This is a genomic window from Streptomyces sp. NPDC059866 (genome assembly GCF_042731325.1).
Lineage (GTDB): Bacteria > Actinomycetota > Actinomycetes > Streptomycetales > Streptomycetaceae > Streptomyces > Streptomyces flavusporus.
Genome location: NZ_JBHWJT010000014.1, coordinates 94154 through 117708 on the forward strand (window position 1 = coordinate 94154; position 23555 = coordinate 117708).

The 23555-nt window shown below is 70.3% G+C and carries 18 protein-coding genes and 1 riboswitch; of the genes, 10 read left to right on the forward strand and 8 right to left on the reverse strand.

The features are described 5' to 3' along the window. Positions 1–9: 9 nt before the first annotated feature. The 3 genes from ACFV7R_RS22360 to ACFV7R_RS22370 all read left to right on the forward strand — a co-directional run bounded on the left by ACFV7R_RS22360 (position 10) and on the right by ACFV7R_RS22370 (position 3901). On the forward strand, positions 10–897 hold the full coding sequence (locus ACFV7R_RS22360) for a FadR/GntR family transcriptional regulator (protein ID WP_129801068.1): 888 nt from the start codon (positions 10–12) through the stop codon (positions 895–897). 481 nt (positions 898–1378) lie between these two features. Then, a complete protein-coding gene (locus ACFV7R_RS22365) occupies positions 1379–2917 on the forward strand; it encodes an RNA polymerase sigma factor (protein WP_385266027.1) in 1539 nt (512 codons plus the stop codon). Positions 2918–3052: 135 nt separating this feature from the next. Further along, complete coding sequence (locus ACFV7R_RS22370) at positions 3053–3901, forward strand: S1 family peptidase (protein ID WP_385266030.1); 849 nt, start codon at positions 3053–3055, stop codon at positions 3899–3901. 118 nt (positions 3902–4019) lie between these two features. Here ACFV7R_RS22370 and ACFV7R_RS22375 read toward each other — a convergent pair whose 3' ends face one another. Continuing rightward, a complete protein-coding gene (locus ACFV7R_RS22375) occupies positions 4020–4250 on the reverse strand; it encodes a hypothetical protein (protein WP_385266033.1) in 231 nt (76 codons plus the stop codon). Between the two features lie 441 nt (positions 4251–4691). Here ACFV7R_RS22375 and ACFV7R_RS22380 point away from each other — a divergent pair, with 441 nt between their 5' ends. The 3 genes from ACFV7R_RS22380 to ACFV7R_RS22390 all read left to right on the forward strand — a co-directional run bounded on the left by ACFV7R_RS22380 (position 4692) and on the right by ACFV7R_RS22390 (position 9076). Next, the gene (locus tag ACFV7R_RS22380) at positions 4692–6815 is read left to right on the forward strand and encodes a type IIA DNA topoisomerase subunit B (protein ID WP_385266036.1); all 2124 of its coding nucleotides are present in this window, start codon (positions 4692–4694) and stop codon (positions 6813–6815) included. 132 nt (positions 6816–6947) lie between these two features. Continuing rightward, positions 6948–7487 carry a DUF485 domain-containing protein gene (locus ACFV7R_RS22385; protein ID WP_385266039.1) on the forward strand — a complete coding sequence of 180 codons (540 nt, stop codon included), beginning with the start codon at positions 6948–6950 and terminating at the stop codon, positions 7485–7487. Next, the gene (locus ACFV7R_RS22390; RefSeq protein ID WP_385266042.1) at positions 7484–9076 is read left to right on the forward strand and encodes a cation acetate symporter; all 1593 of its coding nucleotides are present in this window, start codon (positions 7484–7486) and stop codon (positions 9074–9076) included. Before ACFV7R_RS22385 ends, ACFV7R_RS22390 begins: the two co-directional genes overlap by 4 nt. Before the next feature lie 27 nt (positions 9077–9103). Here the strand turns inward: ACFV7R_RS22390 and ACFV7R_RS22395 are convergent, their stop codons facing one another. From ACFV7R_RS22395 to ACFV7R_RS22410, 4 genes are all read right to left on the reverse strand, one after another. Next, positions 9104–9784, reverse strand: a complete 681-nt coding sequence (locus ACFV7R_RS22395; RefSeq protein ID WP_129801061.1) for a response regulator — start codon at positions 9782–9784, stop codon at positions 9104–9106. Further along, the gene (locus ACFV7R_RS22400; protein WP_385266045.1) at positions 9781–11463 is read right to left on the reverse strand and encodes an ATP-binding protein; all 1683 of its coding nucleotides are present in this window, start codon (positions 11461–11463) and stop codon (positions 9781–9783) included. Before ACFV7R_RS22400 ends, ACFV7R_RS22395 begins: the two co-directional genes overlap by 4 nt. An 82-nt stretch (positions 11464–11545) precedes the next feature. Next, positions 11546–12505 carry a sucrase ferredoxin gene (locus ACFV7R_RS22405; RefSeq protein ID WP_385266048.1) on the reverse strand — a complete coding sequence of 320 codons (960 nt, stop codon included), beginning with the start codon at positions 12503–12505 and terminating at the stop codon, positions 11546–11548. A 54-nt stretch (positions 12506–12559) separates the two neighbouring features. Next, positions 12560–13816: a citrate synthase gene (locus ACFV7R_RS22410; protein WP_385266050.1), complete on the reverse strand. Its 1257-nt coding sequence runs from the start codon at positions 13814–13816 to the stop codon at positions 12560–12562. 97 nt (positions 13817–13913) lie between these two features. Between ACFV7R_RS22410 and ACFV7R_RS22415 the strand changes: the two genes are divergently transcribed. Next, positions 13914–15080, forward strand: a complete 1167-nt coding sequence (locus tag ACFV7R_RS22415; protein ID WP_385266051.1) for a citrate synthase/methylcitrate synthase — start codon at positions 13914–13916, stop codon at positions 15078–15080. A 177-nt stretch (positions 15081–15257) separates the two neighbouring features. Here ACFV7R_RS22415 and ACFV7R_RS22420 read toward each other — a convergent pair whose 3' ends face one another. Together ACFV7R_RS22420 and ACFV7R_RS22425 are read right to left on the reverse strand one after the other, a co-directional pair. Continuing rightward, complete coding sequence (locus ACFV7R_RS22420) at positions 15258–15494, reverse strand: hypothetical protein (protein WP_129801056.1); 237 nt, start codon at positions 15492–15494, stop codon at positions 15258–15260. A gap of 202 nt (positions 15495–15696) precedes the next feature. Continuing rightward, the gene (locus ACFV7R_RS22425) at positions 15697–16248 is read right to left on the reverse strand and encodes a DUF6082 family protein (RefSeq protein WP_385266054.1); all 552 of its coding nucleotides are present in this window, start codon (positions 16246–16248) and stop codon (positions 15697–15699) included. 321 nt (positions 16249–16569) lie between these two features. On the opposite strand from ACFV7R_RS22425, the gene ACFV7R_RS22430 reads away from it, so the two are divergent. Next, positions 16570–17637, forward strand: a complete 1068-nt coding sequence (locus ACFV7R_RS22430; RefSeq protein WP_385266057.1) for a CobW family GTP-binding protein — start codon at positions 16570–16572, stop codon at positions 17635–17637. Here the strand turns inward: ACFV7R_RS22430 and ACFV7R_RS22435 are convergent. After that, positions 17634–20090: a DNA topoisomerase (ATP-hydrolyzing) subunit A gene (locus ACFV7R_RS22435; protein ID WP_385266060.1), complete on the reverse strand. Its 2457-nt coding sequence runs from the start codon at positions 20088–20090 to the stop codon at positions 17634–17636. The two genes, ACFV7R_RS22430 and ACFV7R_RS22435, sit on opposite strands and share 4 nt — an antisense overlap. Positions 20091–20420: 330 nt before the next feature. Between ACFV7R_RS22435 and ACFV7R_RS22440 the strand changes: the two genes are divergently transcribed. After that, positions 20421–21800 carry a M16 family metallopeptidase gene (locus tag ACFV7R_RS22440; RefSeq protein WP_385266315.1) on the forward strand — a complete coding sequence of 460 codons (1380 nt, stop codon included), beginning with the start codon at positions 20421–20423 and terminating at the stop codon, positions 21798–21800. Beyond that, positions 21797–23185, forward strand: coding sequence for a M16 family metallopeptidase (locus tag ACFV7R_RS22445; protein ID WP_385266063.1), 1389 nt, complete (start codon positions 21797–21799; stop codon positions 23183–23185). The genes ACFV7R_RS22440 and ACFV7R_RS22445 overlap by 4 nt, the downstream gene beginning before the upstream one ends. Before the next feature lie 203 nt (positions 23186–23388). Then, a riboswitch (cyclic di-AMP (ydaO/yuaA leader) is annotated at positions 23389–23553 on the forward strand. The last annotated feature ends 2 nt before the right edge of the window (positions 23554–23555 follow it).

The window sequence follows — 23555 nt, forward strand, 5'->3', positions numbered from 1 at the left end:
AAAGGATCCGTGAGTACCCTTGCGCACACCATGATGACCCCCGCCCGCTCCGCAGACTCCGGCCTCTCCGGCCCGGGCGAAGCCGACCGCTACCCCTACGCCGAGGCCCCTGCCCCCGACCGCGTCGGCGCCCCCGCCTGGGAGGGCGCGGACCCCGAGCTGGGCCGTGCGGGCCGGCGCGCCGCGGGCAGCCGCGGGCGCGGACTGCACGGCCAACTCGTCCAGCAGCTGGGCCAGATGATCGTCTCGGGCGACCTCGGGGCCGACCGTCCGCTGGTGCCCGAGGAGATCGGCCAGCGCTTCGAAGTCTCCCGCACCGTCGTCCGTGAGTCGCTCCGCGTCCTGGAGGCCAAGGGCCTGGTCAGTGCCCGCCCCAATGTGGGCACGCGCGTGCGTCCCGTCAGTGACTGGAACCTGCTCGACCCGGACATCATCGAATGGCGGGCCTTCGGGCCGCAGCGTGACGATCAGCATCGTGAGCTGAGCGAGCTACGGTGGACGATCGAACCGCTCGCCGCGCGGCTCGCCGCCGGGCACGGACGCGAGGATGTCCAGCAGCGGCTGGCCGACATGGTGGAGATCATGGGCCACGCCCTGGGGCGAGGTGACGCGCTCACCTTCGCTCGCGCCGACGCCGAGTTCCACTCCCTGCTCATCCAGGTCGCGGGCAACCGCATGCTGGAGCACCTCTCCGGCATCGTCTCCGCCGCCCTCCAGGTGTCGGGCGGCCCTGCCACGGGCTGTGACCGGCCGAACGAGAGCTCCCTGGCCCACCATGGCCGCATCGTCGACGCCCTGGCCGCCGGCGACGGTGCCGCGGCCGAGGCGGCGATGCGGCAGCTGCTCACCGTCCACCCCGAGGTGGAGCGCGTGGTGCCCGCCCCGCGCGAGCACTGACCGCACACCGCGGGGCGTCGCGGCCGAAAGGTGTTTCCTTCCCCGGCATCGCTCGGCCGGCGAGCCGTCCTCCGTCGGACCCCGCAGGATCCTTCTCGATCCGCGGGGTCCGACGGCGCGACGCGGTGAGGCCTTGAGGCCCGACGGTGTGCGCGGCGCGGTGGCGCCCTGAGGGTGATGCCGGTCGAGGCCACCCACCGGGCGACCTCTCTGCGCCCCCAGGCGTCCTCCTCTGTCTGTGTCTGACCGTTTTTGAGCGCTTACGTGGTGTGACTCGGGCCACGCAGATTGGGCGTAACGCTCGCGGCGGCACCGCGATGACCTAAGAGGTGACAGCCGCGGAGGGAATACGGACGCCATTCATGGCGCTGTGCATCTTCCCGGCCCCCGCCCGCGCCGTCGGCCATCCCCAGTCGGCGGTCGGCTCCTGTCCGCCGTGGACGGGGCCGAAGTCGTTTTCCAACATTCCGAGAGGTTGTTCGTGTCGGCCAGCACATCCCGTACGCTCCCGCCGGAGATCGCCGAGTCCGTCTCTGTCATGGCGCTCATTGAGCGGGGAAAGGCTGAGGGGCAGATCGCCGGCGATGACGTGCGTCGGGCCTTCGAAGCCGACCAGATTCCGGCCACTCAGTGGAAGAACGTACTGCGCAGCCTCAACCAGATCCTCGAGGAAGAGGGTGTGACGCTGATGGTCAGTGCCGCAGAGCCCAAGCGCACCCGCAAGAGCGTCGCAGCGAAGAGTCCGGCCAAGCGCACGGCCACCAAGACGGTCGCGGCGAAGACGGTGGCGGCCGGCAAGGCCACCGCCTCCACGGCTGCCCCCGCCGCGCCTGCCGTCGACGATCCGGCCGAGGAAACAGCGCCTGCGAAGAAGGCTGCTGCCAAGAAGACGACCGCCAAGAAGGCGGCCGCCAAGAAGACCGTCGCCAAGAAGGCGGCGCCCGCGAAGAAGACCGCCGCCAAGAAGGACGACGCCGAGCTCATCGAGGAGGAGGTGCTCGAGGAGGCCAAGGGTGGCGCGGAGGAGCCCGAGGGTGCCGAGAGCGCCGGCTTCGTGCTGTCCGACGAGGACGAGGACGACGCTCCCGCCCAGCAGGTCGCCGCAGCCGGTGCCACCGCCGACCCGGTCAAGGACTACCTCAAGCAGATCGGAAAGGTCCCCCTGCTCAACGCTGAGCAGGAGGTCGAGCTGGCCAAGCGCATCGAGGCGGGTCTCTTCGCCGAGGACAAGCTCGCCAACTCCGACAAGCTCGCGCCCAAGCTCAAGCGCGAGCTGGAGATCATCGCCGAGGACGGCCGCCGTGCCAAGAACCACCTCCTGGAGGCCAACCTCCGTCTGGTGGTCTCCCTGGCCAAGCGCTACACCGGCCGCGGCATGCTCTTCCTGGACCTCATCCAGGAGGGCAACCTCGGTCTGATCCGCGCGGTCGAGAAGTTCGACTACACCAAGGGCTACAAGTTCTCCACGTACGCCACCTGGTGGATCCGTCAGGCGATCACCCGCGCCATGGCCGACCAGGCCCGCACCATCCGTATCCCGGTGCACATGGTCGAGGTCATCAACAAGCTCGCGCGCGTGCAGCGCCAGATGCTCCAGGACCTGGGCCGCGAGCCCACTCCGGAGGAGCTGGCCAAGGAGCTCGACATGACCCCGGAGAAGGTCATCGAGGTCCAGAAGTACGGCCGCGAGCCCATCTCCCTGCACACCCCGCTGGGCGAGGACGGCGACAGCGAGTTCGGTGACCTCATCGAGGACTCCGAGGCCGTGGTCCCGGCTGACGCGGTCAGCTTCACGCTCCTGCAGGAGCAGCTGCACTCCGTCCTCGACACCCTGTCGGAGCGCGAGGCGGGCGTCGTCTCGATGCGCTTCGGTCTCACCGACGGTCAGCCGAAGACCCTCGACGAGATCGGCAAGGTGTACGGCGTCACGCGTGAGCGCATCCGCCAGATCGAGTCCAAGACCATGTCGAAGCTCCGCCACCCGTCGCGTTCGCAGGTGCTGCGGGACTACCTCGACTAGGTCGCGGTCGTACGACGTCGAAGGCCCGGCACCCCTCGGGGTGCCGGGCCTTCGACGTGGGGCGGAGCGGGTGCGGCGCTCCGGCGACTGGATCACTCTGGGTTTCCCATGAATACCCCAGAGTGAGGAGTGCGCATGCGTCGTCCCTTTGTCCGTGCGCTGGCCCGGCCGCTCGTCCTGGCGGCCGCCCTGTCCGCGATACCGCTGGCCTCCGTCGCCCCGGCGGCCGCAGACGGCATTGTCGTGGGCGGCTTCCCGGTCGATGCCTCCGAGAGCCCCTGGGTGGTGGCCCTGTCCAGCCGTGACCGGTTCGGGGGTACGCGGTCGGGACAGTTCTGCGGCGCTGTGGCGGTCGGCCCGAAGACCGTCCTCGCCGCGGCCCACTGCCTTTCCGAGGACGCGCTGGGGGCACCGCTGGAGCAGACGCGCGACCTGAAGGTCATAACGGGGCGTACGGATCTGCGCTCGGCCGAGGGCCGGGAGATCCCCATACGCGAAAGCTGGGTGAATCCGAAGTACGACAGTGAAAGCAACGCCGGGGACTTCGCCGTGCTCACCCTCGCCGAGTCGTTGCCGCGCGGCGCGGTCATGAGCATGGCCGCCGCGGGCGATCCGGCATACGAGGCCGGTACCGGCGCCATGGTCTACGGCTGGGGCGATGTCACAGGGGCCGGGGACTACGCCGCCGGACTGCGGGCCGCACGTGTGCACGTACTGCCCCACACCCTTTGCGAGGAGGCCTACCCCAGCATGGGCGGCGGTGCGTATCTGGCCGACGCCATGGTGTGTGCGGGGGAGAAGGTGGGCGGCCGGGATGCCTGCCAGGGAGATAGTGGGGGGCCGCTGGTTGCCCAGGGCAAGCTGATCGGGCTTGTGTCCTGGGGGAGCGGCTGCGGACGGGCCGGCAGCCCGGGTGTCTACACGCGGGTGTCCGACGTCATCCGGAGGCTGGGCTGGGAGAGCGCCGTACAAAGGACGACGTAGGGGCCCTGGCGGAGCCCGAGCGGGACCGCCTGGGACGAGGACGGGCGGCCGACCCTGACAGCAGGGGCGGCCGCCCGGTCACCGGCCTGTATCGGGCTGGCTCGTCGTGGACGGAGGGTCAGCGCTCTTCTTCGGTAGCGCTGCCCGGAACGGTGGTGAGGCGTTCCGTCTCGTCCTGTATCTCGGCGGCGATCTTCTTGAGTTCCGGCTCGAACTTGCGGCCGTGGTGGGCGCAGAAGAGCAGTTCTCCGCCGCTGAGCAGGACCACGCGCAGGTACGCCTGGGCGCCGCAGCGGTCGCAGCGATCAGCGGCCGTCAGCGGGCTCGCGGGGGTCAGAACAGTAGTCACGTCGCCTCTTCTCTAGCTCGACGAGCTGTCGTACCAGGGTCAACATCCAACCAGCCCGAAAACGTTCCCGCTCGCGGCTTTTCCTCGAAAATTTTTTCCGAGGCGGCTGTCTGCTGCCGGTTGGCGGCGAATGTGCCGTATTGCGTGTCTATGTGTCTTACGGGTTCGCGCAGTCTGTCGGTGTCGGTCCTCCCGGCTGGCTTGCCGGTTTGTTCATGAGGACGTGCCCGGAGCCTAAATGGTTCATGCCTCGAAGGGAACGTGATGTGTGCTTCACTCCATCGAGGGATCGAACGTGTATGCGACTCTGGACTAGTCTGAGTTCGGAGCGAGGGTGGCGTTACAACGGCTCTACCAGGCCTCGGTACCCTCTGAGCGGCAACCGAAGCCGTGCCCTTACCCAGATGGGCCCCCAATGAAATTCAGCGAGGAGCGAACCGCGTGACCGCCGAAACGTCCGTGCCGTCCACAGCGCTGCTGGCAGGAGCAGACCGGGACGGTTCCAACTACACCGCGCGGCACCTGCTCGTCCTGGAGGGGCTGGAGGCCGTTCGCAAGCGACCTGGCATGTACATCGGCTCGACGGACAGTCGTGGCCTGATGCACTGCCTGTGGGAGATCATCGACAATTCCGTGGACGAGGCCCTCGGCGGGTACTGCGACCACATCGAGGTGATCCTGCACGACGACGGCTCGGTGGAGGTGCGGGACAACGGCCGGGGCATCCCGGTCGACGTCGAGCCCAAGACCGGCCTCTCCGGTGTCGAGGTCGTCATGACCAAGCTGCACGCCGGCGGCAAGTTCGGCGGCGGCTCGTACGCGGCCTCCGGCGGCCTGCACGGCGTCGGCGCCTCTGTCGTGAACGCCCTGTCCGCCCGGCTGGACGTCGAGGTCGACCGCGGCGGCCACACCCACTCCATCAGCTTCCGGCGGGGCGTCCCCGGCGCCTTCGCCACGCTGGGACCGGACGCGAAGTTCGAGCCCGAGGGCGGCCTGCGCAAGGCGAAGAAGATCCCCAAGACCCGCACCGGCACGCGCGTGCGGTACTGGGCCGACCGCCAGATCTTCCTCAAGGACGCCAAGCTCTCCCTGGAGAACCTGCACCAGCGCGCGCGCCAGACCGCGTTCCTGGTGCCCGGCCTGACGATCGTCGTCCGGGACGAGTACGGCCTCGGCGAGGGCGGCAGCAAGGGCGAGGAGTCCTTCCGTTTCGACGGCGGCATCAGCGAGTTCTGCGAGTTCCTGGCCACCGACAAGCCGGTCTGCGACATCCTCCGCCTGACCGGACACGGCACCTTCAAGGAGACCGTCCCCGTCCTCGACGAGCACGGCCAGATGACTCCCACCGAGGTCACCCGCGAGCTGGGTGTCGACGTCGCCCTCCGCTGGGGGACCGGCTACGACACGACCGTCAGGTCGTTCGTCAACATCATCGCCACGCCCAAGGGCGGCACCCATGTCGCCGGCTTCGAGCAGGCCGTCACCAAGACGGTGAACGAGGTGCTGCGCACCAAGAAGCTGCTCCGCGTCGCCGAGGACGACGTCGTCAAGGACGACGCCCTGGAGGGCCTCACGGCGGTGGTCACCGTCCGCCTCGCCGAGCCGCAGTTCGAGGGGCAGACCAAGGAGGTGCTCGGCACCTCGGCGGCCCGTCGCATCGTGAACAACGTGGTCTCCAAGGAGCTCAAGGCCTTCCTCACCGCCACCAAGCGGGACGCCGCCCAGCAGGCCCGCGTGGTGCTGGAGAAGGTCGTCGCCGCCGCGCGCACCCGCATCGCCGCCCGCCAGCACAAGGACGCGCAGCGCCGCAAGACGGCACTGGAGTCCTCGTCGCTGCCCGCCAAGCTCGCCGACTGCCGCAGTGACGACGTGGACCGAAGTGAGCTCTTCATCGTCGAGGGAGACTCCGCGCTCGGCACTGCCAAGCTCGCCCGGAACTCCGAGTTCCAGGCGCTTCTGCCGATCCGCGGCAAGATCCTCAACGTCCAGAAGTCGTCCGTCACGGACATGCTCAAGAACGCCGAGTGCGGCGCGATCATCCAGGTCATAGGGGCGGGGTCGGGCCGGACGTTCGACATCGACGCGGCCCGCTACGGCAAGATCATCATGATGACCGACGCCGATGTGGACGGCTCCCACATCCGCTGCCTGCTCCTGACGCTGTTCCAGCGCTACATGCGGCCCATGGTCGAGGCGGGCCGGGTGTTCGCCGCGGTGCCGCCGCTGCACCGGATCGAGGTCATCCAGCCCAAGAAGGGCCAGGACAAGTACGTCTACACGTACTCGGACCGTGAGCTGCGCGACAAGCTCATGGAGTTCCAGAGCAAGGGCATCCGGTACAAGGACTCGATCCAGCGCTACAAGGGTCTCGGTGAGATGGACGCCGACCAGCTGGCCGAGACAACCATGGACCCGCGCCACCGCACCCTGCGCCGGATCAACCTCTCCGACCTGGAGGCCGCGGAGCAGGTGTTCGACCTGCTGATGGGCAACGACGTCGCCCCGCGCAAGGAGTTCATCTCCAACTCGGCGGCGACGCTGGACCGGTCGCGTATCGACGCGTGACCGGTGCGCTGGACCAGAGCCGGGGGCGGGTGACTGTCGTCCTCGGCTCCAGCAGCGGATTCGGTCACCTGATGGGGTGAAGGGCAGAGGGAAGAAGAGTCAGGGATCTTCCCGGTCTGTCCATGCTTGGGCATGCACGCAAGCAACGATCGTTCCTGCGAAGGCGGGGCCGGTCACGAGAGTCCGTTCGAGAAGACCGGGGATCGCTACCTGTACGGCGATCCCTGGTACGACGCCCTGGCCTCCGGCTGGGGCGAGTCGGGTGGCGCGGCGGAGCTGGTGACGCCCGTTCCGGCGGCGCGTACGGGAGGGCCCGAGCCCGCGGACGGGGCGGTGGCCGCGGGCCAGGTCTACCTCGAGGTGCAGCGCAGCGCTGCCTTTCAGGAGGTGCGCAGCCGGTACCGGAGGTTCGTGGTGCCGGCGGTGGCCGGCTTCTTCGTCTGGTACGTGGCGTACGTCGTCGCGGCGACGACGGCTCCGGGGCTGATGGCCCGTCCCGTGGTGGGCGCGGTGAATGTGGCGATGCTGGCCGGGCTCGGGCAGTTCCTCAGCACCTTCCTGCTGACCTGGGCGTACGCCCGGCATGCACGCCTGCGCAGGGATCGGGCCGCGCTCGAACTGCGCTGGGAGACCCAGGAACTGGCCCGCAGCGTGCGAGGCGGTGCGGCGTGACGGGAAATCATCAGACGCTGGCACTGCTGTTGTTCAGCGGGTTCGTCGCCATCACGCTGGGGATCACGGCCTGGGTGAGCCGCAACCGGCGTGGTTCGGCGGAGGAGTTCTACGCGGGCGGACGTCTCTTCTCGCCCATGGAGAATGGGTTTGCCATCGCCGGCGACTACATGTCGGCCGCCTCCTTCCTGGGCATCGCCGGGCTCATTGCGCTCTTCGGCTACGACGGGCTGCTGTACGCGGTGGGCTTCCTGGTGGCGTGGCTCGTGGTGCTGTTCCTGGTCGCCGAACTGGTGCGCAACTGCGGCAGGTTCACCCTGGCCGACGTCGTCGCCGCGCGGATGCGGGAGCGGCCGGTGCGGATCGCGGCGGGAACTTCCTCCGTCACCGTGTCCGTTCTGTATCTGGTGGCGCAGATGGTGGGTGCGGGCAGCCTGGTCGCGCTGCTGCTGGGCAGGACGAGCGAGGCGGCGCAGTCCTGGACCGTCATCGGTGTCGGGGCGCTCATGGTCATCTATGTGTCGTTGGGAGGGATGCGGGCCACCACGTGGATTCAGATCGTGAAGGCGGTCCTGCTGATGGGCGGGGCGATCGCCCTGACCGTGCTCGTCCTGGTGCGGTTCCACGGTGACTTCGACCACCTGTTGCGCTCCGCGGCCGAGCGCAGCGGTCACGGTGACGCGTTCCTGGCGCCGGGGCTGACGTACGGCGGGGACTGGACCGCCCGTTTCGACTTCATCAGCCTCGGTCTCGCCCTGGTGCTGGGCACGGCGGGGCTGCCGCACATTCTGTCCCGGTTCTACACCGTGCCCACCGCGCGGGCGGCGCGGCGTTCGGTCGTGTGGGCGATCGGGCTCATCGGCGGCTTCTACCTGATGACGATCGTCCTCGGGTTTGGTGCGGCGGCGATTGTGGGACCTGGGGCGGTACGAGGCTCGAACGCGGCCGGCAACACGGCGGTTCCGCTGCTGGCACTCGACCTGGGCGGCGGCGCGGATTCCACCGGAGGAACGGTTCTCTTCGCGATCGTCGCCGCCGTCGCCTTCGCCACCATCCTCGCGGTGGTCGCCGGAGTCACGCTCGCCTCCTCGGCGTCCGTGGCCCACGACCTGTACGCGTCACTGCGCCGTCGGAAGGCCGAGCAGCGCAGCGAGGTGAGCGTCGCACGGGCGGCCGCGGTGGGTATCGGCGTGGTCGCGATCGCGCTCGGCATCCTCGCCCGCGACCTCAACGTCGCCTTCCTTGTGGGGCTCGCCTTCGCCGTCGCCGCGTCCGCGAATCTGCCGGTGCTGCTCTACTCGCTGTTCTGGCGTGGCTTCACCACCCGCGGCGCGGTGTGGGCCGTCTACGGCGGGCTCGTCCCGGCCGTGGCACTCGTGCTGCTGTCACCGGTCGTGTCCGGCAGCCCCGAATCGCTGTTCCCGGACCTGGACTTCCAGTACTTCCCGCTGCAGAACCCGGGCCTCGTCTCGATCCCCCTGGGCTTCCTCGCGGGCTGGCTCGGCACGGTCACCTCGGCGGAGGCACCGGACGAGGCCAAGCACGCGGAGACCCAGGTGCGGTCCCTGACCGGGGCGGGTGCCGTGTAGGAACCGGAGCCCCTCCCGACCGTGTCCTCAGGTGCGGGTCGCCCACACATAACGGTGCTCCGGGCGGCCCGCGTCGCCGTACTTGAGGGTCAGCGTGGCCCGTCCCGTGCGTTCCAGGAGCTTCAGATAGCGCTGAGCGGTCTGACGGCTCACCCCGGTCCGTTCGGCGATCTCCTGGGCCGACAGCGGGCCCTCGGCGTTCATCAGGGACTGCCGTACGAGCTCGGCGGTGGTGGGGGAGTGCCCTTTGGGCAGATCCGGCTCCGACGGCGCGGACAGCGCGCCGAAGATGCGATCCACCTCGGCCTGTTCCGCCTCACCGCCGCTGTCGAGGGTCCTGCGCAGCTCCGCGTACGCCTCCAGCTTGGCGCGCAGCCCTGCGAAGGCGAACGGCTTCACCAGGTACTGCAGCGCGCCCTGCCGCATCGCCGCCTGGACCGTCGAGATGTCGCGAGCCGCCGTGACCATGATCACGTCCGTCTGGTGGCCGCGCCGGCGCATCTCCTGCACGACCGCGAGACCCGTCTCGTCGGGCAGGTAGTGGTCCATGAGAACCAGGTCCACCTGAGGCAGCGCCTCCAGTTGACGCAACGCCTCCGCCGCGCTGTGCGCCTCCCCGGCGACACGAAAGCCCTGCACCTTCTCGACGTACGCGGCGTTCACCCGCGCGACCCTGGTGTCGTCGTCCACGACCAGGACCTCGATCATCGCGACTCCTCCTCGGCGGCGGCCGGTTGACCTGATGGCACGGTGAGGGACGGTTCCGGGTCCGGTTCGGCCGGCGCCAGCGCCTCGGGCAGGACGACAATGAACTCGGCGCCGCCGCCCGCCGCCTCGCCCACGGTGGCCGACCCGCCGTGGCGCTCCGCCAGCCTGCGGACCACGGCGAGCCCGATGCCCCGCTCCCGGTGCGCCGGCGGCCGCTTCGTGGACCACCCCTCGGTGAAGATCAACTCTCGCAGCTCCGGCGGAACTCCGGGCCCCGTGTCCCGCACCGTGAGCACCGCGGTACGCCCTTCGGCGTGCAATTCGACCTCCACGCGCGCGTGCGGCGTGCCCGCGACGGCGTCGAGCGCATTGTCCACCAGGTTGCCGACGATCGTGACGAGCCCCCTGGCGTCGATCACCCGGTCCGGGAGCCGGCTGCGGCCCGAGATGCTCAGCGCGACGCCCCGCTCGGCGGCGACGGTCGCCTTGCCGACCAGCAGGGCGGCCAGCAGCGGGTCCTTGATCTTCTCGGTGATCTGTTCCGCAGTGTCCCGGTGGGCGCCGACGACCTCTCCGGCGAACTCCACGGCGTCGTCGTACATCTCCAGTTCGAGCAGCCCCAGGAGGGTGTGCATACGGTTGGCGTACTCGTGGTCCTGGGCGCGCAGGGCGTCGATCAGGCCGCGCGTGGAGTCCAGCTCCCGGCCGAGCTCCTCCAGCTCGGTGCGGTCGCGCAGGGTGGCCACGGCGCCGCCGTCGCCGGTGGGCATGCGATTGGCCACCAGGACGCGCGGGCCGCGCACGGTGAGCAGGTCGGTGCCCGTGACCCGGCCGGCCAGCACGTCGGCCGTACGGCCCTCGCCGAGCGCCTCGTCGGGGGAGCGGCCCACGGCCTGGTTCCCGATCCCCAGCAGGCGCTGCGCCTCGTCGTTCAGCAGGCGGATGCGGCCGGTGCGGTCCAGCGCGACGACACCCTCCCGGATGCCGTGCAGCATCGCCTCGCGCTCCGCCAGCAGGCCCGCGATGTCCGAGAAGGCCAGGTCCCGGGTCTGCCGCTGGACCCGCCGGGAGATGAGCCAGGCGGCCAGCGCACCGACGGCCAGGGCACCGCCGGCGTACGCCAGCAGCTCGGGGATCGCGTGGATGAGCCGGGCGCGGACACTGTCGTAGGCGATACCGACCGAGACGGCTCCGACGACGTTTCCGTCGCCGTCGCGCAACGGCACCTTGCCGCGCGCGGAACGGCCCAGGGTGCCCTCGTCGATCTCCATGACCTCCCGGCCGGCCAGCGCCTCGCTGGGGTCCGTCGAGACGTGCCTGCCGATCTCCGCGGGCTCGGTGTGCGACCAGCGCACGCCCCGCCGGTCCATCACCACCACGTACTCGGCCTTGGTGGCCTTCCGGATCCGTTCCGCCTCCCGCTGGACCGGCCCGTCGGCCGTCGCGGGCGTCCGCTGCAGCTCCTCGGCGAGCTGCGGCTGGGCCGCGGTGGTCTGCGCGATCGCGAGTGCTCGTCGCATGGCCTGGTCGTCCAGCTGGTCACTCAGCGGTGCGAGGAACAGTCCGGTGGCGAGCACCGCGACTCCCGCGGCGATCGCCACCTGCATCAGCAGCACCTGCGAGAACACCCGGCGTGGCAGGCCGAGGCGCAGGCGGCGTATGGGGTGAGTCCGGCTCATACCCATGACGGTACGTGGGGGAACGGTTCTGCCGTAGAGGGGAGGTGCGGACCTCGCCCCCGGGCCGGGCCGGGCCGGGAGGTCAGCCGGCGAGCGCCGTCGGTGTCAGTTCGCGCACGGCCACCACGTCCATCCGCGCCGGGGCGCCGAGGACCGAGGTTCCGCAGCTCTCCGGGCGGGGCGGCAGGGATGCGCCCTGGGCCACCACGACCCGCCAGTGGCGTCCGTCGGCATGCGCCACGGTCACCTCCCAGCGAGGCGCCGCACCGTCCGTCCGTACCGCGTTCTCGGTCCGTACGACGCTCAGCGCGTCCGCCGCAAACTCGTGCACCGCCGTACGCACGGCCAGCTCGGCAGCCTGACCGGGCCGTTCCCAGGCCGAGCTCCCGCGGCACCCCTCCAGGACGATCCGGCCCTCCCGGACCCCGTGCAGGACCTCCTTGACGGTGTGGGCCTCGGCGCGGCCGTATGCGTAGCCGTACGGCAGGACGAGCACGGTCGGCGAGAAGCGATGACCGCCCAGATGAGTGACCTCCCAGATGCCCCCCACCCCGGAGGCGGCGAGCTCGGTCGCGAGGGGACGGCCGAGGAGGGCGCAGCAGCGGTCGCGCTTGCCGTTGGTGCAGACGAGCGCGAGCGGACCGCCGGTGTGCGGGCGGCCTTGAAGCGCCGTGTCGAAGGTGCGGTGGTCACCCGAACCGAGCGCGGCGAAGTCGAGGTCGAGCAACCGCTCCGGGTCGGCGGTCGTGGCCGTGTGCAGCCACGCGTTGCCCGGTGTGGTGTGGGCCGCGTACAGCCGGCGCACCGCGGGCGTACCGCAGTCGGCGTGGCGCCCGGGACGGCGGATGAGCGCGATCCGTACGCCCGTGCCCTTGGCGGCCGCCTCCAGGGCTCGGCCCAGCGCAGGGTCCAAGTGGCTCGAAGTGAGCGCCCTGGCGCCCCACGGACCCGGCTGCTCCAGCAGGAGCCAGGTCCTTGCTGTGGCCGCGGTTCCGGAAATGGGCTCGTCGAAGTCCCGCGAGACGGTCGCGCACGTACTCACAGAGGTGAGCCTAACCTGACTTCGTTCAGGGTGACTTCCGGCCCCGTCCGTGTCCTACTCCGGCAGGGGCTGCGGCGGCTTTGCGCCCACGTAGTGGCCGCTGGGGCGCATCCGCAACGGCCGCTCCCGGTACTCCTCCAGCGCGTGGGCGATCCAGCCCGCCGTACGGGCCACTGCGAAGATCGTCTCCCCGGCCGTGGCCGGCATCGCGCAGGACGTGGTGAGCACGGCCAGTGCCAGGTCGACGTTGGCGTGCAGCGGGGTGCGACGGGCGGCGGTGGCCGCCACGTCCCGGGCGGCGGCCAGGGCGGGCGCTGCCTGGGGGATGTCCTCCAGGAGGCGGAACAGGGCACGCGCGCGTGGATCCTCGCCGGTATAGAGCCGGTGGCCGAGCCCCGGGACGCGGCGGCCGGCCCGGAGCTCCTCCGCGACCACGGGCGCCGCGTCGCCCTGGTCGAGGACGTCCAGCAGCATCCGATGGGCGAGCCTGCTGGCCGCCCCGTGCAGGGGGCCCTCGATCACGCCGAGCCCGGCGGAGACGGCGGCGTAGGCGTGTGCGCGGGCCGACGCCGCCACGCGCACCGCGAGCGTCGACGCGGCCAGGTCGTGGTCGACGAGCAGGCCGAGAGCGGTGTCCAGGGCGCGCAGCGACGCCTCGTCGGGGTCCCGCCCGCTGAGCCGCGCCCACAGCCGGTGCGCCAGCGGGCCCTCGTCGCGGTGGGCGCGGCGCACGGGCGGGAGGGCGGCGACGAGGGTGGGGATCAGGACGCGTGCCGTGCCCAGCACGGCTTCCTCGGAGAGGTCGAAGCGCAGGGGGTCCACGGTCGCGGCGGCGATCACGGCGACGCGCAGCCGGTCGGTGGGGCCGGTGTGTTCGGGCAGGGCGTCGACGGCGCGGCGGGCGACGGAGACGGATGCCTTGGGTGCGTCGAAAGTGACGCCCGGGTGCAGGTGTCCGGTCCACAGCCACTCGGCGATCTCCTCGTAGGAGTGGCGCGCGGCGAGCTCGGTCGCGTCGACCCCCCGGAAGTAGTACCGGTCCTTGTCGATGAGCGTGATGCGGGTGCGTACGGCCAGGTCGGTGCCGGTACCCGAATTCCTTCCGGTCTCCCGCCTGTTGCGCCGGGCGAGCGCCTTCACCTCGGCGGCGTCGAACGTGCTGCCCCGGCCGCCGGGCACTCGCTCGCTGCTGAGCTGACCGCGGCTCACATAGGCGTACACGGTCTCGGGCTTCACGCCGAGCAGTTCGGCGGCCTCCTTGGTGCTCAGCCGCTGTTCCCGCCGGAGGGGGTCCGGTTCTTGATCGTGCATGGGGTCACCGTATCCGCCTGGACGACACATTGATTGAGTCAATATTGACAGCTCTTAGTCAATCATAGACAGTCAAATCAAGTTCAGGGAGGAAATCATGTCCGTCAACAGGTCCGCAGCCACCTCTGTCGACGTACCGCGGGGACTCGCGGGTGTCGTCGTGACCGATACCCAGATCGGTGACGTACGGGGTCTCGAGGGCTTCTACCACTACCGCCAGTACTCCGCCGTCGAACTCGCACAGTCCCGCACCTTCGAGGACGTCTGGCATCTCCTGGTCCACGGTGAGCTGCCGGACGGCGAACGCGGTGCCGCCTTCGCCGCCGAGACGGCGGCGCTGCGGCGGTTGCCCGACGAGGTGTCGGCGGCGCTGCCCGCCATCGCGGCGGCCGGCGGACGCTCGGGCCCGCTCGCCGGGCTGCGTACGGCGCTGTCCCTGCTGGGTGCGGCGAAGGACTTCCGCCCCGTGTACGACATCGACGCGGACCGGCGCCGCGCCGACACCCTCGTGGCGGCCGCGGCCGTACCGACCGTACTCACGGCGTTGCACCGGCTGGGGAAGGGACTTGAGCCGGTACCGCCGCGCGAGGACCTGCCGCATGCGGCGAACTACCTCTACATGTTGACGGGCTCGGAGCCGGACCCGCAGCAGGCGCGGGCGATCGAGCAATACCTGATCTCAACCATTGATCATGGATTCAATGCATCAACCTTCACCGCCAGGGTCATCACGTCCACCGGCGCCGACGTCGCGGCGTGTCTCGTGGGGGCGGTGGGAGCGCTGTCCGGCCCGCTGCACGGGGGTGCGCCCAGTCGGGCGCTGGACACGCTGGACGCGATCGGCACGGTGGACCGGATCGACCCATGGATCCGGGAACGTGTCCTCGCCGGTGACCGCATCATGGGTTTCGGCCACCCCGTCTACCGTACGGAGGACCCTCGCTCCCGCATGCTGCGCGGCATTGCTCAGCGGTTCGGTGGCCCTCTGGTGGACTTCGCGGTGGAGGTCGAGCGCCGGGTGGAGGCGATCCTGGCCGAACTCAAGCCCGGGCGTGAACTGCACGCCAACGTCGAGTTCTACGCCGGCGTGGTGATGGAGCTCTGCGGCTTGCCCCGCGAGATGTTCACACCGACCTTTGCGGCGGCGCGGGTGGTGGGCTGGAGCGCCAACATCCTGGAACAGGCGCAGGACCCGAAGATCATCCGCCCGGCGGCGCGGTATGTGGGGCCGGGGGCGCCGGTCAAGGTGCCGGAGGCGGCCTGACGAACGCGTGCGGCCTGGTGTCGTTCCGACGCCAGGCCTCATCGGTGGGGGATCGAACAGGCGCGGGATGCCGGTCTGCTCGCCCGACGGGCTCCGGTTCGCCGGGCGGTTGCGGGCGGCCGGGGCGATGGACGGCACGAGTCTGGGGGGGTGGACGCGATCTCGTGCGCGGTGATATCAGGCGTCGGGGATGTCTGCCTTGGCGCGAATCAGGGTCTCCCGGCTCACGATCACGATGCGCTCGTAGTCCGCGCGGGAGGCGTCGGCAGGCAGTTCACGCTCCAGCGCCTCGGTGGCCTCCGTGCCGATGACGGCGAAATTGCCGTCGCTCAGCTCGAAGAGGTCAGGGCAGTTGGCTCCCGAGGTACTGCCACGGGCGCTCGGAGGCACACCGATGCGGCGCACGATCTTCAAGGGGTACCGGTCCTTACGGAAGGTTTGGGCACTGTATCGCGCTGCATTCTGACAGGTGCGGCTGCCTCAAGGGGCCCAAACTCACTCAGCAGGATCGTGGTGTCCCAAGAGTTGACCCGTGTGACATACGGGCGGCGTGGTGATCACGCTCCCGTGACATCGGCCGTGCGTGTGATCAAGCGGATCACACGCTGTCCGGTCATCAGATCGATGGCGGGTTGCCCACCACCCACCACTCGTCGGTGTCGGCTTCGTCGAGGTCTCTGATGAGACCATCGACCATCAGCCCGATCCTCGCCTCGTCGGACGACTGCTTCAGAGTCGCGCGCTGGGCCCTCGAGGCCTCCCAGTACTCCCGGAGGAGGGAACTCTGGAAGATCTCGCGCAGGCGTCCGAACAGCTCCTCCTGGTCCAGGATTCCTGCCTCGTAGAGGTGGTAGAGGTTGACGTACCAGGCGTTCGCGTAAAAGAACTGGCGTCGCTTCTCCGCCGGGATGCTCTTGTCGTAGGTGTCGATCACCGCGGCCAGCGAGGGATCGTCGATCGCCTTGGCCAGCAGTTCCCAGTGCATGCGCTGCTGATGAGCGATCGTCGTGCGGCGGGACGCGAGTTCTTCCAGTTCCAGTCGCTTCACTTGCAGGCGGGCCTCCTCAAGACGCCGCTGGCGGGCAACCAGCGTCACCGTGGCGGTCGCGAGCATCAGACCGGCTGCGGCGGAGGCCAGCCTCCCCGCAGTGTTCTTCCGTGTGGCCATGTCAACCCCCGAATCAGGCGGCCGTCCGCCGGTCGTCGGGGTGCGGGTCGACTGGAGGGGACCGGCGAGCGGTGGGCGGCGCTTGCCGTCTCCCAGAGTGCCGAGCGGCTCTGATCGGCGGGGAGGCGGAGAGGAGGCGCACGGAAGGAAGCGAGGGTCGCACGAACCGGCGCCTTGCCGAACGTCTGCCCCGCAAGTGCTGCTAACAATCGTTCACTTCGCGGGGATTCTTCGTGCTCGTATCCTGGGGCGGCATTCAATCCTCGGAGGGTGCGCCGGACCGCGGACCGGTGCACGCGTAGGCGTGAGAGAGGTCGCACGGTGGGGCAGAGCCCGAGCCCGCAGCAGATCCCGGTCGTCGTACTCGCCGGATTCCTGGGCTCCGGGAAGACGACGCTTCTCAACCATCTTCTCCACCGCAGCGGCGGCAGCCGTATCGGCGCGATCGTGAACGACTTCGGGGCCATCGAGATCGACGCGATGGCCGTGGCCGGTGCACTGGGGGACTCCACGGTCTCCCTGGGCAACGGGTGCCTGTGCTGTGCCGTCGACGCCAGTGAGCTGGACGGCTACCTCGAACGGCTGGCGCGGCCCGGCGCCGGTATCGACGTCATCGTCATCGAGGCCAGCGGGCTCGCCGAGCCACAGGAGCTGGTGCGCATGGTGCTGGCCGGCGAGAATCCCCGCGTGGTCTACGGCGGCCTCGTCGAGGTTGTGGACGCCGCCGAGTTCGACGCCACCCGCGCGAAGCACCCCGAGATCGACCGGCACCTCGGCCTGGCCGACCTCGTCGTGGTCAACAAGATCGACAGGACACCCGACGCCGGACACGCCCTCGCCCTCGTCCGCTCCCTCACCGACGGTGCCGCCGTCGTCCCGGCGACGTACGGCCGCATCGATCCGGAGTTCCTCTTCGACTGCCGGCCCTCGCAGGAGCGCATCGGGCAGCTGTCCTTCGACGACCTGCACGACCACGATCACGAGGGCGAGCACGGCGACCATCTGCACACCGCCTACGACAGCCTGTCCTTCGTCTCCGAAGTGCCGCTGAACCCGCGCAGGTGGATGGAGTTCCTCGACAGCCGGCCCGAAGGGCTGTACCGGATCAAGGGGTACGTCCACTTCGGTGCCCACGACCCCCGCAACCGCTACCTCGTGCACGCCGTCGGCCGGTTCCTGCGCTTCTATCCCGAGCCCTGGGCTGCAGGTGACAGTCGTCTCACCCAGCTGGTTCTCATCGGCTCAGGTATCGACGCGCCCGCCCTCGGCAAGGAGCTCGAGGTGTGCAAGGCAGACGCCCCGCACACCGCCGACGAGCACGGCATGTGGGGCGTCCTGCGCTATGTCCAGAGCTCCGAGCAGCCGGATTCCGGCGAACCGTCGTACTAGACCGGCCCCGCCACCGCTGCCACCGGCTTCGCCAGCGACACGCCCGAGCCGTCGCGGCGCGGGTCGAGCTCGGGGAGGTCGGTCGGCGAGCCGTTCTTCTGCGCGGCCCGCGCCGGGGTGGTGCCCGCCCAGGCGAAGGACAGGCAGTCCTCGCCCTTCAGGAACCGCTGGCAGCGCACGCCGCCGGTGGCGCGGCCCTTGCGCGGGTACTGGTCGAAGGGGGTCACCTTCGCGGTCGTCTGGACGGAGTCGTCCAGCGTGCCGCGCGAGCCCGCGACCGTGAAGACGACCGCCTCCGCCGCCGGGTCGACCGCGGTGAAGGAGATGACCTTGGCGCCGTCCGTCAGCTTGATGCCCGCCATACCGCCTGCCGGGCGGCCCTGGGGGCGGACCTGCGAGGCCTGGAAGCGCAGCAGCTGCGCGTCGTCCGTGATGAAGACCAGGTCCTCCTCGCCGGTGCGCAGCTCGACCGCGCCGACGATCCGGTCGCCCTCCTTGAGCGTGATGACCTCCAGCTCGTCCTTGTTGGCCGGGTAGTCGGGGACCACACGCTTGACGACGCCCTGTTCCGTGCCGAGTGCCAGGCCGGGGGAGGACTCGTCGAGCGTGGTCAGACAGACGACCGTCTCGTCGTCCTCCAGGGAGACGAACTCGGCGAGCGGCGCGCCTCCGGAGAGGTTCGGGGCCGTCGCCGTGTCCGGGAGCTGCGGAAGATCGACGACGTTGATCCGGAGCAGGCGGCCGGCCGAGGTGACCGCGCCGACCTCGCCGCGGGCCGTGGCCGGCACCGCCGAGACGATCACGTCGTGCTTGGTGCGCCGGGCGTCGGCGTCCTCCGCGAACGGCTCGCCGTTCGCCGTGCGGGCCAGCAGGCCCGTCGAGGACAGCAGCACCCGGCACGGGTCGTCCGCCACCTGGAGCGGTACGGCCGCAGCCGAGGTCGCCGCGGACTCCAGCAGGACCGTACGCCGCTCGGTGCCGAACTTCTTGGCCACCGCGGCCAGTTCGGAGGAGACCAGCTTGCGCAGCTCCGCGTCCGACTCGAGGATCCGGGTCAGCTCCGCGATCTCCGCGGTGAGCCGGTCCTTCTCGGCGTCCAGCTCGATGCGGTCGTACTTGGTGAGGCGGCGCAGCGGTGTGTCCAGGATGTACTGCGTCTGGATCTCGCTCAGCGCGAAACGCTCCATCAGGCGTTCCTTCGCCTGCGCGGAGTTCTCGCTGGAGCGGATCAGGCGGATCACCTCGTCGATGTCCACCAGCGCCGTGAGCAGGCCCTCGACCAGATGCAGCCGGTCGCGCTTCTTGCCGCGGCGGAACTCCGAGCGGCGGCGCACGACCTCGAAGCGGTGGTCGAGATAAACCTCCAGGAGCTCCTTCAGGCCCAGCGTGAGGGGCTGGCCGTCCACCAGCGCGACGTTGTTGATGCCGAAGGACTCCTCCATGGGCGTCAGCTTGTAGAGCTGCTCCAGGACCGCCTCCGGCACGAAACCGTTCTTGATCTCGATCACCAGGCGCAGCCCGTGCTCACGGTCGGTGAGGTCCTTGACGTCGGCGATGCCCTGGAGCTTCTTCGAGCCGACCAGGTCCTTGATCTTCGCGATCACCTTCTCCGGGCCGACGGCGAAGGGCAGCTCGGTGACGACGAGGCCCTTGCGGCGCGCCGTCACGTCCTCCACGGACACCGTCGCCCGCATCTTGAACGTGCCGCGGCCCGTCTCGTAGGCGTCGCGGATCCCGGACAGACCGACGATCCGGCCTCCGGTGGGCAGGTCGGGGCCCGGGACGTGGCGCATCAGGGCGTCGAGATCGGCGTTCGGGTGCCTGATCAGGTGGCGGGCGGCCGCGACGACCTCGCGCAGGTTGTGCGGCGGCATGTTGGTCGCCATACCGACCGCGATGCCCGAGGAGCCGTTGACCAGCAGGTTCGGGAAGGCGGCGGGCAGGGCCACCGGCTCCTGCTCCTGGCCGTCGTAGTTGGGGGTGAAGTCGACGGTGTCCTCGTCGATCGACTCCGTCATCAGGCTTGTCGCCTCGGCCATGCGGCACTCGGTGTACCGCATCGCGGCCGGCGGGTCGTCGTTGCCCAGCGAGCCGAAGTTGCCGTGGCCGTCGACCAGCGGCACACGCATGGAGAAGGGCTGGGCCATGCGCACCAGGGCGTCGTAGATGGAGGCGTCGCCGTGGGGGTGCAACTTACCCATGACCTCGCCGACGACGCGGGCGCACTTCACATAGCCGCGGTCGGGGCGTACGCCCATCTCGTTCATCTGGTAGACGATGCGGCGGTGGACGGGCTTGAGACCGTCACGGGCGTCCGGCAGGGCCCGGGAGTAGATGACCGAGTACGCGTACTCGAGGAAGGAGCCCTGCATTTCGTCCACGACGTCGATGTCGAGGATCCGCTCCTCGTACGAGTCGTCGGGCGGCGGGGTCTTCGTGCTGCGGCGGGCCATCGCTGCCGGCTCCTCCTGGTTTCTGGTCGCTCGCCTACGGGGCGCTCAGGTCGCTGTCGCGCCCCTTCGGCTCACGCTTGCTGAAGCGTTCGACGGATCTGACGCGGTCCATTGTGGACCGCGCCACTGACAACGCGGACCCTGGACCCCGTCGTCGGCAGCCCGGCCCCGCGCTGCCCGCAGGCTACGCCCTCGCGCCGGGTGACCCGCTTCTCGCTCTCGGCGTACGGGCTCCGGGAACTTCACACCTGGTCGGCGCGCTTGCATACAGTGGCAGGACGGCAGGAAATCGGCGGTTTCACCGACCGCACCGCGATCGAAGGGACGTACATGCCCATGGGTCACACGGCCACAGCCCAGGCAGGCTCCGGCGGCCTGACAGCGACCGAGCACCGCCTGGCCAATGGCCTGCGCGTGGTGCTCTCCGAGGACCACCTGACCCCGGTCGCGGCGGTGTGCCTCTGGTACGACGTCGGCTCGCGCCACGAGGTCAAGGGACGTACCGGTCTGGCTCACCTTTTCGAGCACCTGATGTTCCAGGGCTCCGCGCAGGTGAAGGGCAACGGGCACTTCGAGCTGGTGCAGGGCGCCGGCGGCTCGCTGAACGGCACCACCAGCTTCGAGCGCACCAACTACTTCGAGACCATGCCCACCCACCAGCTGGAGCTCGCCCTCTGGCTGGAGGCCGACCGGATGGGCTCGCTGCTCGCGGCCCTCGACGACGAGTCCATGGAGAACCAGCGGGACGTCGTCAAGAACGAGCGCCGTCAGCGCTACGACAACGTTCCCTACGGGACCGCTTTCGAGAAGCTGACCGCCCTCGCCTACCCGGAGGGCCACCCGTACCACCACACGCCCATCGGCTCGATGGCCGACCTGGACGCCGCGACCCTGGAGGACGCGCGCGCGTTCTTCCGCACGTACTACGCGCCCAACAACGCGGTGCTGTCCGTCGTCGGTGACATCGATCCGGAGCAGACGCTCGCCTGGATCGAGAAGTACTTCGGCTCCATTGCCTCCCACGACGGCAAGCCCGCCCCGCGCGACGGCGCGCTGCCCGAGATCATCGGCGAGCAGCTGCGCGAGATCGTCGAGGAGGAGGTCCCGGCGCGTGCCCTGATGGCCGCCTACCGGCTCCCGCACGACGGCACGCGCGCGTGCGACGCGGCAGACCTGGCCCTCACCGTCCTCGGCGGCGGCGAGTCGTCCCGCCTCTACAACCGGCTCGTACGGCGTGACCGTACGGCCGTGGCGGCCGGGTTCGGCCTGCTGCGGCTGGCCGGAGCGCCCTCCCTGGGGTGGCTGGACGTGAAGACCTCCGGTGACGTCGAGGTGCCGGTCATCGAGGCCGCCATCGACGAGGAGCTCGCCCGGTTCGCCGAGGAGGGCCCCACGGCCGAGGAAATGGAGCGCGCCCAGGCCCAGTTGGAGCGCGAGTGGCTGGACCGGCTCGGCACGGTCGCCGGCCGCGCCGACGAACTGTGCCGGTACGCCGTGCTGTTCGGCGACCCGCAGCTCGCCCTGACCGCCGTCCAGCGCGTGCTGGGCGTCACGGCCGAAGAGGTCCAGGAGGTCGCCAAGGCCCGCCTGCGCCCCGACAACCGCGCGGTGCTCGTCTACGAGCCGACCGCCGCCGAAGCCGCCGAAGCCGCCGAAGCTGCCGAAGCTGCCGAACCCACCGACGACAACAACGAGGAGGCGGCCCAGTGACCGAGCTCGCCACGATGGAGTTCCACCCCCAGCCCCGGGCGGGCGAGGCCAGGCCGTGGGCCTTCCCGGCGCCCACGCGCGGGACGCTCGACAACGGTCTGACGGTGCTGCGCTGCCACCGCCCCGGTCAGCGGGTCGTCGCCGTCGAGGTGCTCCTGGGTGCGCCCCTGGACGCCGAGCCGACCGGCCTCGACGGCGTCGCCACGATCATGGCGCGGGCCTTCTCCGAGGGCACCGACAAGCACTCCGCCGAGGAGTTCGCCGCCGAGCTGGAGCGCTGCGGCGCCACCCTCGACTCGCACGCCGACCACCCCGGCGTCCGCCTGAGCCTGGAGGTCCCCGCCTCCCGTCTGGCCAAGGCCCTCGGCCTGCTCGCCGACGCCCTCAGGGCGCCCGCATTCGCCGACAGCGAGGTCGAGCGGCTGGTGCGCAACCGTCTCGACGAGATCCCGCACGAGCTGGCCAACCCGTCCCGCCGTGCCGCCAAGGAGCTCTCCAAGGAGCTGTTCCCGGCGGCCTCACGCATGTCGCGGCCGCGTCAGGGCACCGAGGAGACGGTCGCCGCCATCGACTCCGCGGCCGTACGCGCCTTCTACGAGAAGCATGTCCGGCCCGCCACGGCCACCGCGGTCGTCGTCGGCGACCTCACCGGCCTGGACCTCGACGCGCTGCTCGGCGACACCCTGGGCGCCTGGACCGGTTCCCCGGCCCAGCCGCGCCCCGTGCCGCCGGTGACCGCCGATGACACCGGCCGGGTCGTCATCGTGGACCGTCCCGGCGCCGTGCAGACCCAGCTGCTGATCGGCCGCGTCGGCTCCGACCGGCACGACCGCGTGTGGCCTGCCCAGGTGCTCGGCACGTACTGCCTGGGCGGCACCCTCACCTCCCGCCTGGACCGTGTCCTGCGCGAGGAGAAGGGCTACACCTACGGCGTGCGCGCGTTCGGCCAGGTGCTGCGCTCGGCGCCGGACGGCAGCGGCGCCGCGATGCTCGCCATCAGCGGCTCCGTCGACACACCGAACACCGGTCCCGCACTGCAGGACCTCTGGACGGTGCTGCGCACGCTCGCCGAGCAGGGTCTGACCGATCCCGAGCGGGACGTCGCCGTGCAGAACCTCGTCGGGGTGGCGCCGCTCAAGTACGAGACCGCGGCGGCCGTCGCGAGCACGCTGGCCGACCAGGTCGAGCAGCACCTGCCCGACGACTACCAGGCGACGCTGTACCAGCAGCTCGCCGCGACGGGCACCGTCGAGGCCACCGCGGCGGTCGTCAACGCCTTCCCGGTGGACCGTCTCGTGACCGTCCTCGTCGGCGATGCGGCGCAGATCAAGGAGCCTGTCGCGGCCCTCGGAATCGGCGAAGTCACCGTCGTCACGGCCGAGTAGAAGGCCTGACAGCGGCACGCCCGCGCAGGGGCCCTGGTGACGGAAGAGTCACCAGGGCCCCTTTATGTCCCAATTGGGGGAGAGGTTGCCTGTCTGACCTGTGGCATGCGCTACAAAAGCCGTGTTCCGTTTGGGGATTGAAAGATGCCCCGTTTAGCGTCTTCCGGGCTGTCCGTCAGGCAGTGCGCCGCGTCCGCGGCACCGGACAGTCATCGCCGAGTCCCCGAACGGCGCGAGCCAGGGGAGCCGGGGACCCAACCATGCAGTCCCTGGGGTGAATCGGACGCCCGCGCGCAGCGAGGGAGTCCGTAGGAGACCTTCCTGCTCCGAACCCGTCAGCTAACCCGGTAGGCGAGAAGGAAGGAAAGGA